Annotated in this window: 9 protein-coding genes; 4 read left to right on the top strand and 5 right to left on the bottom strand. The window is 41.9% G+C overall.

Going from position 1 to position 12,316, the window contains the following annotated elements; genetic code table 11:
- The first annotated feature begins 150 nt into the window (after window positions 1-150).
- From WFY05_RS06925 to WFY05_RS06910, 4 genes are all read left to right on the top strand, one after another.
- Entirely contained in the window at window positions 151-843 is a 693-nt protein-coding gene (locus WFY05_RS06925; RefSeq protein ID WP_340112038.1) for a hypothetical protein, read from the top strand.
- 180 nt (window positions 844-1,023) lie between these two features.
- Window positions 1,024-1,419: a BlaI/MecI/CopY family transcriptional regulator gene (locus WFY05_RS06920; RefSeq protein WP_340112037.1), complete on the top strand. Its 396-nt coding sequence runs from the start codon at window positions 1,024-1,026 to the stop codon at window positions 1,417-1,419.
- A complete protein-coding gene (locus WFY05_RS06915; protein WP_340112036.1) occupies window positions 1,404-3,098 on the top strand; it encodes a M56 family metallopeptidase in 1,695 nt (564 codons plus the stop codon). The genes WFY05_RS06920 and WFY05_RS06915 overlap by 16 nt, the downstream gene beginning before the upstream one ends.
- 76 nt (window positions 3,099-3,174) lie before the next feature.
- A complete protein-coding gene (locus WFY05_RS06910; protein WP_340112035.1) occupies window positions 3,175-3,744 on the top strand; it encodes a YdeI/OmpD-associated family protein in 570 nt (189 codons plus the stop codon).
- 154 nt (window positions 3,745-3,898) lie between these two features.
- Here the strand turns inward: WFY05_RS06910 and WFY05_RS06905 are convergent, their stop codons facing one another.
- The 5 genes from WFY05_RS06905 to WFY05_RS06885 form a co-directional block, all read right to left on the bottom strand.
- On the bottom strand, window positions 3,899-5,260 hold the full coding sequence (locus WFY05_RS06905) for an alpha-amylase family glycosyl hydrolase (protein ID WP_340112034.1): 1,362 nt from the start codon (window positions 5,258-5,260) through the stop codon (window positions 3,899-3,901).
- Window positions 5,261-5,271: 11 nt separating this feature from the next.
- The gene (locus WFY05_RS06900; RefSeq protein WP_340112033.1) at window positions 5,272-7,110 is read right to left on the bottom strand and encodes a glycoside hydrolase family 13 protein; all 1,839 of its coding nucleotides are present in this window, start codon (window positions 7,108-7,110) and stop codon (window positions 5,272-5,274) included.
- 9 nt (window positions 7,111-7,119) lie between these two features.
- Window positions 7,120-9,447 carry a family 65 glycosyl hydrolase domain-containing protein gene (locus WFY05_RS06895; protein ID WP_340112032.1) on the bottom strand — a complete coding sequence of 776 codons (2,328 nt, stop codon included), beginning with the start codon at window positions 9,445-9,447 and terminating at the stop codon, window positions 7,120-7,122.
- A 17-nt stretch (window positions 9,448-9,464) separates the two neighbouring features.
- Window positions 9,465-10,976, bottom strand: coding sequence for an MFS transporter (locus WFY05_RS06890; protein ID WP_340112031.1), 1,512 nt, complete (start codon window positions 10,974-10,976; stop codon window positions 9,465-9,467).
- A 251-nt stretch (window positions 10,977-11,227) separates the two neighbouring features.
- Complete coding sequence (locus WFY05_RS06885; protein ID WP_340112030.1) at window positions 11,228-12,241, bottom strand: LacI family DNA-binding transcriptional regulator; 1,014 nt, start codon at window positions 12,239-12,241, stop codon at window positions 11,228-11,230.
- Window positions 12,242-12,316: the final 75 nt, after the last annotated feature.

Genomic DNA, 12,316 nt, shown 5'->3' with positions numbered 1-12,316 from the left:
TCGCTGTGCGTATGATTTACTCTGATTTTTCGTTTATAATTTTTAGATGCTGCACGCAACCAATTTAAACTTTTAGCATCAATAGTACACAAAGAGACAGAAAGTAAGTAAATCTTACTTATTTTAGTAACGGAATTTAAACTCAATCAAATGATTACACTTCAGAAAATTGGAAAATTATTTATCCTGTTATTTATTGTTGCAGGACTTGCGTCGTGTAAAGACGACACAGAAAATGACAATTTTGACGGAAATGGCGAAGTTATCGTCTTGAAAAGACAACTTAACGATGACGCCGTTTATGCAAGAGCTTTTTACGTATACGCCAATCAACCCATGAGTTCAGCTTCGGTGACACTTCCCGAGGGAGAAACATTAACACTTTCTCCAATTCCTCAAACTAATTTTTACAGCCACTTACCCACAATTGGCGATTTCACCCCATCAGTTCCCGAATTGGGCACATTTTACTTTACTGTAGAGAACGAGGGTATTGAGCATGAATTTGTCGAATCAGCAAGCTTCAACGACATCGATTTTGCAACCATTGATACCGTTTATGCCAATAACAACAAAGTTCGTATTGAATGGCAGTTGGTAGCCGAAGCCGATGCTTATCAAGTTCGTTTAGCAGATGAAAACTTTGAGGTTTTATTCACGGGAGATCTTTTGAACAATGCGCAAACCATTTACGAATTCTGGCCAGTTTCACAAATACCTGAAAGCGGTAAAACATATAAAGTTGAAATCCTTGCATATTCCTTCGAACCGGATGCGGGAAATAGCTTACTATACAATATCGAAGAAATCTCAATTTCTTCGGTCGACATTGTTTGGCCATAATTAAAGATCAAAACAAATAGATCAAAACCATCTGATTTTCAGGTGGTTTTTTTATTACCTATTAATCTTTACTATATTTATAGTATTTATTTTATTAAAATAGTTTTAATTCTAATTTTTAAATACTATTTTTGTAGTAGGAAGTTTTAAATAGAATTTTTGAACAAAGAAAAATCATAAATGAAGCAGTTAACAAAAGCCGAAGAGCAAGTCATGCAAATTCTTTGGGATTTGAATGAAGGAGTTGTAAAAGATGTGGTAGATGGATTTGATGAACCACGTCCGGCCTATACTACGGTAGCCACCGTATTAAAGGTGCTCGAAAAAAAAGAATTTGTTAAAAGCCGGAAGGTGGGTAACGTTAACCTTTTTTCGCCGCTGGTTTCTAAAAAAGAATACACCGGTTTTCAGTTCACCTCGCTGGTCAAAAATTATTTTAACGGCTCATTCCCAAAAATGGCCACCTTTTTTGCCCGCGAAAACAACCTGAGTGTTGAAGAACTGGAACAAATTTTGAAGATAACTGAAGCAGAATTAAAACGTACAAAGGAACAAAAACCATGGAAACGCTTCTAATCTATTTGCTAAATGCATCAGGAGGAATTGCCCTTTTTTACATGGTATATTGGTTTTTCCTGAGGCACGAAACTTTTCATTCGGCTAATCGCTGGTTTCTGATTGGTTCGCTGCTGCTGGCTATTGTACTTCCGTTTATTCCAGTCCGTTACGAGGTACTGGTGGAAACAAATGCTTCAAAACCCGCTATTCAAACCATTTCCGACACGTTTAAAAACATCCCGGTTTTTGCAGGTTCCGACGAAACGACAGCAACATTTAGCTGGCAGCATGCCTTGCTGATTGTATACATTACCGGAGCCTCAATATTTCTGTTGCGATTACTCATACAAACAGGAGTATTATTCGCATTAATGATCAGGCACCGGATAAAATCATTTAACGGTGTTCGCATTATCGAGAACGAAAAATACGGTCTGCCCTTCTCGTTCTTCAATGTCATATTTATCAATCCGAAGTTTCATACACAGGACGACCTGCCGGAAATTCTGGCTCACGAAAAAGTGCACATTCGTGAGAATCACTGGTTCGACCTGCTTTTTATAGAACTGTTAACAGTCATCTTTTGGTTCAATCCATTTATTTGGCTCTTTGAACGATCAATTAAACAAAACCATGAGTACCTGGCCGACAAAGGTGTTCTTGCGCAGGGACACACTGTGGCTCGCTACCAGGCTTTATTAGTAAACCAGCTGATGGGCATGCAGATTATTGGAATTACCAACAACCTGAACTTTGCTCTTAGCACAAATCGATTAAAAATGATGACGAAAAAGAAAACTTCCCCGCTAAAGGGGCTGAAATTTGTATGGGCATTGCCTGTTCTTGCGCTGTTGCTTTTTGCTTTTGCCGAGCCGGAATACCGCTCAAAAGGGCAAGCAGAGGAAACATCAACTGAAACTGCGACGCTGCTGAAAGCTGACAAGACCGTTAAAATTGCCGGAATTGTCTTTGACGAAGAAGGCGAGCCATTACCCGGAACATCAGTAGTAATAAAAGGAGGAACAGTAGGCACAGTGGTTGACCTCGACGGTACATTCGCTTTGGAAGTAAGCGAAAATTCAGACATTGTACTTTCTTTTGTAGGAAAGAAAACCAAGGTTGTTAGTTATTCTGACCTTATTTCGGGTACAGAAAATAATGGTGCCTTTACCCGGAAATACGTCATGGAAGATGCCGTTCAGGTGCTATACAACAAAGCTTATTCTGGTGAACAATTACTTCCGCCACCTCCGCCGCCACCTCCGTCAAAAGAAAATGCAAAACCGGCAAACGGAGAAGTCCCACCGCCACCGCCACCATCTAAATCAGAAATTAAGACGGTAAACGTGAATGGGAAAAAGATGAATATTTTAGACGATCAACCAGGAGAAACTGAGGTATTTTATATTGTTGAAGACATGCCAAAATACCCCGGCGGCTTTGAAGCGATGCACAACTACATTGCAAAAATGCAGCAAAAACTGGCCGAGGGAAAAGGAATAAAAGGGAAGGCAAAAGTGGCATTTACCGTGAATGGCAAAGGGAAAGTGACAGATATTAAGGTTGTTGAAAACGACAATGACGCAGCCGCAAAAGGTGCTTATGCTATTGCCAACGAAATGCCCGACTGGACGCCCGGCAAACAACGCGGGAAAGCGGTTCCGGTAAAATACCTGCTACCCGTAGAATTTAAATAGAACAGAAAACTATCTTATTTTACTCACCCGCTTTCCCTTATGAAATGCGGGTGTATTTTTAGTAACTTGGTACATTATGAATACCAGGTATTTTGAAACCGATAGAGATTGGGAAAACTGGCTGCGTGAGAACCATAATAAAGAAACCGAATTGTGGCTGGTGTATTATAAGAAGCACACCGGTAAACAGGGCGTTGCTTACGAAGATTCAGTAAAAACAGCGCTCTGCTATGGTTGGATCGATAGCCTTATAAAAAAGCTGGATGATGACAGTTACGCCCGCAAATTCTCCCCTCGCAAAGAAAACAGCCTCTGGTCGGAATCGAACAAAAAACGCATTGCGGAGTTGATGAAATTCGGCAGAATGCAGCTATCCGGATTAAAACTGGTAGAAGCCGCCAAACAAAACGGCAACTGGGATAAAGTGATCGTTCCGTCAAAAATTGATCTGACCGTTCCCGAAGATTTTGAAGCAGCCTTAAAGAAATATCCGCAAGCCGCAAAGTTTTTTGAAGAACTCCCAAAATCGCACAAAAAGCAATATCTCATTTGGATAAAAATGGCCAAACGCACAGAAACACGCGAACGCCGAATAAAGAAATCGATTGAAATGCTGCTGGAGAAAAAGAAACTTGGTTTGAAATAATGCAAAAAAAGAAAGGCTGGTATAGCTACCAACCTTTTCTCAAATCAACCTAAACCTAAACTAAACCAAAAACCAAACCATCTATATGGTGAGTATTTATTCTTGTTATTAAAAACAAAGGTTTTAAAAAAAGGTTTAAAGTGAGTTCATTTTTTTAATTTTCAACAAAAACTAAGTAATTCCATGGTTCCAAAGTAATATCCTCACTAATGCCCAGAGAGATATCTTCATTGGTGAAGAATTCGTGGTAATTTCCTGCCTCAACATCAACATTTCCTGTGAGTTTATTCTCAGATAGATTCATAACTACCAAAACTGAATTTTTATCTTTTTCTCTTTTAAAAGCAAGTAAATCTTCCGGATTGGAAGTAGCATAAAAAACGATATCAGTTCCGGCTTCGCCATTCCAAAGTGCCGGGTTTTCCTGCTTCAGATCTATCAATTGCTCGTAAAGATCCGTCATCGAAGGATCACGATTCCAGTCGATTTGGTCCTTTTCAAAAAACTCAAGTCTCTTGTTCAATCCGGCTTCCTGACCATTGTAAATCAGTGGCATTCCCGGAATTGTAAACGAAAGTACTGCAAAAGTTTTCACTGCCTCGCCCAAACGTTCATAGGCTGTTCCGTTCCAGCTATTTTCGTCATGATTGGAAGTGAACTGCAGCGGATAAGTTCCGGCAGGATAGGTCGAATCTACCTGCATGAAGTAGCTCATAATGTCATCCACCGATTTTTCGCCACTGTAAATCTCATTCATGTAATGATGCATGGTCCAGCCGTAATTGCAATCAAATGCTTTTTCCAGTAAATCGAGGTGATCCTGATCTTCGGCCAGCATAAAAACCGGTTTGATTTTGTCGAGTGATGCACGTGCTTCTTCCCAAAAATCGGTTGGCACTCCTCCCGCATAATCGCAGCGGTAGCCGTCAATATTGGCTTCTGCCACCCAGTAATCCATGGCATCGATCATGGCAGCACGCATTTCCTGATTGTTGTAATTCAGATCAGCAACATCGCTCCAATCGGGATTAGGAGGCAAAACATTGCCCAGTGAATCCTGTGTGTACCAGTCTTTGTGCTGGCTCATCCAAACATTGTCCCACGAGGTGTGATTGGCCACACAATCTATCAGCACCTTAAAGCCCATGTCGTGCGCCTGTTTTACCAACGTTTTAAAGTCTTCAAACGTCCCGAATTCGGGATTTACAGCTGTATAATCTTGAATTGAATAGTACGACCCCAGTGTTCCCTTGCGGTTCTCCTCACCAATGGGATGAATTGGCATAAACCAGAGAATCTCAACGCCCAGCTCTTTTAAACGCGGCAGATGTTTGGCAAATGCGTTAAATGTACCTTCGGATGTGTATTGCCGCACATTTACCTCGTACATTACAGCATCTTCGCTCCAGGCCAATGGATTTTCATCGCTTGCAGGTGTAACCGTTTTTTGATTTGAATTTGAACAGGCTCCCAACAAGAAAGCCACTAGAATTAAAATGGAATAATATTGTTTCATTTTTTATGATTTTACTTTTTGAGTTCGATGATTGATGCCGATCTCGCCGGAACGGTTATTTCTGAGATATCGTTGATCGTATTTCCTGAAATGATTTCTTTACCTGAAGAATAATCAGCAACCACTTCATTAAAACGATCAGTATTTAAAGTTTTGGCCTCTTCATTTTTATTCAGAATAACCATCACAGCTTCATCTTCATTATACCGGAAATACACATAAGTTCCATCCTCCGGTGCAAAGTGTTTCAGTTTTCCACTATGAATTACGCTTGCATTCTTCCGCCAGTTTTGGATAGTAGCTACATAATTTTGCATGTCTTTTGCTGCAGCGCTCAATCCTTCTCCCGTAAAAGCGTTTACTTTATCTTCTGCCCAGCCACCGGGAAAATCTGCACGGATATCACCATGTTCACTTCCTTCGTGGCGCATCAGAATTTCGGTACCGTAGTATATTTGCGGAATCCCGCGGGTAGTCAGGAAAAAAGCGACTCCCATTTTCAACAGGTTGACATCTTCGCCCACCTGTACAAAAAAGCGCGACATATCGTGGTTATCAGGGAAAATGGTGAGCATTTCCGGATCGGGATATAAAAAATCGTTGGCCAGCATTTCATAGATCTGGATCAAACCGGTTCCCCAGCTTTCTTCATTTTTCAGTCCCTCGGAAACGGCACTTTGCAAGGGAAAATCCATCATACTTGGCGCATAGTTATGATAACCATCACGGTTGTTCTGTCCATTCTGCCAGTACGAAACAATCGCCGGATTCAGACTCCATTCTTCGCCCACAATGTTAAAATTGGGATACTCCTTCAACACTGCTTTTGTCCAGTCACTCATCATATATTTATCGGGGTATGGCCAGGTATCCTGACGAATTCCTTCCAGACCGGCATATTCAATCCACCAAATACTGTTCTGGATCAGGTATTTTGCAAGAAATGGATTCCGTTGGTTCATGTCAGGCATGGCGGTCACAAACCAACCTTCAACCATTCCCTTAATATCAACTTCCGATGCATGCGGATCCTGATTAACAGTTCTGCGATGATTGGTAATTTTTATATCCGGGTAATTGTTGATCCAGTCTTTCATGGGCATGTCGTGCATCCACCAGTGTTCCAATCCGCAATGATTAAAAATCATATCCATGATCAGTTTCATATCGCGTTTATCCAATTCTTCTTTTAACCGGAGGTACTCTTCGTTTCCTCCGTAACGCGCATCTACTTTGTAAAAATCGGTAGTGGCATAGCCATGATATGACGAACCTGGCATATCGTTTTCAAGAACCGGATTTAACCAGACTGCCGTGTAACCGAGATCCTGCAGATAATCCAGTGAATTAATGATCCCCCGGATATCACCACCATGACGGCCCCACTTATCGTACCGGTCCAGTCCTTCGCGCATTCCTTCCACCTCATCATTTGATGGATCGCCATTTACAAAACGATCGGGTGTTATCAGGTAAATCACGTCCGATGGATTAAAACCTTCACGTTCAGCAGAATTCGGTTTTCTCTCCAAAAGTTTATATTTATAGCGCGATACCTCTTTTTTCCCTTCTGTAAATTCAATATCAAAGGAGCCCGGTTTTACGTCTTTAGCAAGTTTCATGTCGATAAAAAGGTAGTTCTGATTTTCCACCTTGCTCACCGACTCCAGCTCAACACCAGGATAATCGAAACTTACATCGAGGTTCGAAATATCTGTCCCGTGAACCATCAACTGCAAATCGGCCGATTTCATACCGGCCCACCAGTTGGGTGGCTCTACACGATCGATTGTTTGTGCATCAACATGAAGAGCCAGAAATAGAATAAGTAGTGCGAATACTTGTCTCATCTCAATAGTTTATAAAATATGTTTAGCTACTTTTCTCAAACGAACGGAATCGTTTCCTTTAATGCTTACTTTATCTCCCCAAACAAGCGCATTCACATCGCAGTCAGAATGATTTTCAATCACAAAATACTGTCCTTCTTTGGTCACTTTTAAATGTGCCCCGCCAAAATCGATTCGGAACGAATACGACTTCCACTTATCCGGTAGGAAAGGATTAAAAGTAAGCTCGCCGTTAACCACGCGCATTCCGCCAAGCCCCATCACAAACGACATCCATGTTCCGCCCATGCTGGTAATGTGCAATCCATCTTCGGTGTCGTTGTTGTAATCATCCAGGTCAAGCCGGGCAGTGCGCAGGTACATTTCGTACGATTTTTCTTGGTAACCGATTTTGGCTGCCAAAATAGAATGCACACAAGGCGACAACGATGATTCGTGAACGGTTAGTGGCTCATAAAAATCAAAATGCGCTTTTATTTCTTTAGCCGAGAAGTTCTCCTGGAACAGATAAATACTCTGAAGGGTATCGGCTTGTTTAATGTAAGGTGCTCTCAAAATTCGGTCCCACGACCATTTTTGATTGATTGGTCGATCCGATTCAGCCAGCTCTGAAACCGGTGTCAGATCCTTATCCAGAAATCCATCCTGCTGAAGATAAATTCCACGCTTTTCGTCGCGGGGAAAGTACATGTTATTTATGATATCCTGCCATTTCTCCGTCTCCTGAATCTCGTTGAACTTCCATTTGGTTACCATTTCTTCATAAAGAAACGGGAATTCAGTTTTCAGATACGCGATCACTTCAAGTGTATATTTTAAGGTCCACACCGCCATGTAGCTGGTATGGAAATTATTATTCACATTGTTTTCGTATTCGTTCGGACCGGTTACGCCCAGCATCACATATTTCTTCTTGTCGGCCGACCAGTTTACCCGCTGGCTCCAGAAACGACTGATGCCGAGTAACACTTCGAAACCGTAAGATGCCAGGTATTCTTTGTCGCCGGTGTAGTTTACGTAGTCGTAAACGGCATAAGCAATAGCACCATTCCTGTGGATCTCCTCAAAAGTGATCTCCCACTCGTTGTGACATTCTTCGCCATTAATGGTTACCATTGGATACAAGGCTGCACCATTGGTAAAACCTAGTTTTTCGGCATTTTCAATCGCTTTCTGAAGGTGTTTGTGCCTATATACCAACAAGTTCCTCGAAACCTTTTGCGGTGCAGTACTCAGGTAAAATGGCAGACAATAGGCTTCAGTATCCCAATAGGTTACACCTCCGTATTTTTCGCCTGTAAATCCTTTTGGCCCGATATTTAAACGCTCATCTTCGCCGGAATAAGTTTGGTTAAGTTGGAAGATATTGAAGCGGATACCCTGCTGAGCTGCAACATCGCCTTCAATTATAATATCGCTGGTTTCCCATTTCTCGAGCCATGCATCTTTGTGGCTTTCAAACAACACATCGAAACCTGCATCAGCCGCCAGATCGATCGCTTCTTTAGCTTTCTCAACCAGTTCTTCATTTTTATAGTACAACGACGAAACTGTTGATGAGAATTTCTCGACTGTGATTTCATCGCCTTCTGAAACTTCCACTTTTTGAGAAACTTCCACATATTTTTCTTTGTTTCGGTTCGTAATTTTCGAATCTACTTTTTCCCCGTTTTTTATCAGTTGAAACCACATTCCGGTGCATAACTGAAACTGCGTTTTTAGCGTTTCAACGGTCAGGTAACCTTCGTTACCGCCAACCGCGCGCGAGATTTCCACCCAAAATTTTTCATCGTAGTTCGAATCTTCATTTTCCACATCACCATCCAGGAAGGGGATTACCTGTATTTCTCCTGAATAATTCAGTGCTTTAACCGTATAACGAATAGCCCCGATTTCGGTAGCCGTGATACTTACAAAACGATGAGAACTGACTTCAACCTGGTTGCCGTTTTTCATTTCGGCCACAAATCGGCGCGAAAGCAAACCGTTCTGCATGTCGAGTTCGCGAGTGAACGACAAAACTTTGACTTTTGCCAAATCGAGTTCTTCGCCATTGATCTTTACACGAATCCCAATCCAGTTGGTTGAATTTATGATCTTGGCAAAATACTCGGGGTATCCGTTTTTCCACCAGCCTACCCGCGTTTTATCGGGGTAATAAATACCGGCAACGTAAGTTCCGTTCAGCGAATCACCGGAATAGTTCTCTTCGAAATTGGCCCGCTGCCCCATTTTGCCGTTTCCAATACTGAAAATACTTTCCGAAATCCGATTGTATTCAGGATTAAATCCTTCTTCGATTATTTTCCAGTTGTGATGAATTATATAATCCTTCATCTTAATTTTTTTAAATTTTAATTGTCTGCTGAAACATCTTTTACAAACAGCACTAAAACAGCTGCCACTACCATGGAAATTCCACCAAACACAAGTGCCAGAATGGATTCTCCGCCGAACAGGTCTTTTACCATAAAACCAAGAATTGTAGCTGCCAGAATTTGAGGAATTACAATAAAGAAATTAAAAATCCCCATGTAAATTCCCATTTTGTTCGATGGCAACGAGCCGGTAAGAATGGCATAAGGCATAGAAAGAATACTTGCCCAGGCCACGCCAACTCCTATCATAGGCAGGATGAGCCAGGTCGGATCTTTGAACAGATAAATGGATGCCAGGCCAACTCCTCCAATCACCAAACTGATAAAGTGAGTGATTTTCCGGTTGGTATATTTGGCCAGAACAGGCAATGCGAATGCCACCAGTGCAGCAACGCCGTTATACACCGCGAACAACACATTTACCCAATCGGCTCCATCGTTGTAAATTTTTGTTGTGGGATCGGTAGCACCGTACACATGACTGGTAACACCTGCAGTGGTATAGATCCACATCGAGAACAAACCAACCCAGGTAAAAAACTGGACCAATGCCAGTTGTTTCATCGTTAGTGGCATTCGAAGCAAATCGCTAAAGATCTCCACCAGCGCATTCTTGTCTTTCTTTTGTGATTTCAGGGCCGAAGCCATCATCATGAACAGGAAAAAAAGCAAAAGAATACCGCCAAGTATGTACAATTCTTTTTCGATGTGCATCGTTGCCGTAAGCACCACAATCAGTAAACCGATCAAACCAAATATTCCACCAACACGCGCAAAACGGCTACTATGTACTTCTTCCTCGTTTAGCAGTTCCTCTTTGTTGGTACTCTGTCTTTCGGCTTCTTCGAATTCCTTTAATTTCTCCGGTGGATATTCTTTGGTTGAAAAGATGGTCCAGAGAATAGCCAGAAAGAATACAAATCCGCCAATGTAGAAGGACCAGCGCACCGACGGAGGAATGATGCCTTCGGGTGCAGTGTTTGATACATTCAGCCAATTGGTCATTACATAAGGAAGGACCGAGCCCACTACTGCACCTGTTCCAATAAAGAAACTCTGCATAGCGAAACCCTGGGTGCGCTGTTCGTTGGGCAACATGTCGCCAACAAAAGCACGGAAAGGTTCCATCGAAATATTGATCGAAGCATCCATGATCCACAAGGTGCCGGCTGCAATCCACAGTGCAGGTGAATTAGGCATAAAAATGAGTGCCGCCGAAGCAAATATGGCACCAAACAAAAAGTAAGGCCGCCGTCGTCCCAGTCGGTTCCATGTTTTATCACTCATATGCCCGATGATGGGTTGAATGATCAAACCCGTAACCGGTGCTGCAATCCATAATATTGGAATGTCTTCAACATTCGCTCCCAGCGTTTCAAAAATACGGCTCACATTGGCGTTTTGGAGGGCAAATCCAAACTGGATGCCCAGGAATCCAAAGCTCATGTTCCATATCTGCCAAAAGCTAAGTCTTGGTTTTTTACTCATGACAAATGCTTTTAAGTTTGGCTGTAATTATGTAAATAAGAGATTACAGCAATTGGAATTTGCTGTTGAAAAGAAGTTGAACTAAAACTTGATTTTGCCGAGACAAATATAAAACAGAATAGTGCAGAAATCCAAACCTGAAGTGGAGCTAATCCACTGAAAACATGACATTAATTGATTATGCACCCCATTTCAAACGTTTGCATAAAACAAAATATATTGTACAACATGTTTTTAAAAAGTGTGCATTATTATAGGGAAGAACCGCGAACGATAAGATCGGCATTTAAAATTCGTGTTTCTGCCGGATAGGAATCGTCCTCAGCTGTAATCCGTTTTAACAGCATTTGAGTTGCAATAGATCCCATTTCGTAACCGTGCTGATCTACCGAAGTTAACGTAGGATCGGTTATTCCTGAAAAACGCCCGTCGGAAAAACCAACGATAGCTACTTCTTCCGGAATTTTCAGACCTTTTTTCTGTACCGTTTGCATCGCTCCGATAGCCGTTAAGTCATTCACAGCAAATATACCATCGAAATCTCTCTTTTCATTGAGCAAGCGCATCACGGCCAACCTGGCTTTTTCAAACGAATCGGCTTCAATAATAAGGCTCTCATCAATTTCAAGGCCTGATTCCTTTAAAGCTTTAATGTATCCATCTTTGCGTTGCCGGCCAATCAGCAATTTTTGCGGCCCGGCAAAATGGGCAATATGTTTGCGTCCGCTGTCGATCAAATGGCGGGTAACACGGTAAGCTGCATCAAAATCGTCAATAATCACCTGGTCAGCTTCCAATCCCGGAACTATACGGTCGTAAAAAACCATCGGAACATTGTTGTTTTGCAGGTTAAAAAAGTGACTGTAATCTTCAGTTTCCTTCGAAATAGAAACCAAAATCCCGTCGACACGACTGGCAAGCAGGGTTTTTGCATTGGCCACTTCGCGTTCGTAACGTTCGTTCGACTGACAAATAATAACATTGTAACCGGCGTCGTAAGCCACGTCTTCAATTCCGCTTATAACCGACGAAAAAAAGTAATGTACAATTTCAGGAATGATCACACCAATGGTATTGCTTCTTCGCTGTTTGAGGCTAAGTGCAACTGCATTGGGCTGGTAATTCAGTTTTTCGGCGAGTTCGTGTACGGCCTTCTTGGTCGCCTCACTAATATCGGGGTGATTTTTAAGCGCACGCGAAACCGTTGATGCCGAAATTTTTAGCTCACGAGCCAGATCTTTTATGGTAACGAGTCCACTTTTCATGTTATTCGATTAGCCTGATTTCTGATCAGCAATTCAAATCCATCTGATCATAGGTTTCTTATCGGAATAAAAATA

The sequence above is a fragment of the Maribellus mangrovi genome, assembly GCF_037646455.1.
Lineage (GTDB): Bacteria > Bacteroidota > Bacteroidia > Bacteroidales > Prolixibacteraceae > Draconibacterium > Draconibacterium mangrovi_A.
This window is presented reverse-complemented; position numbering and strand designations above follow the sequence as displayed.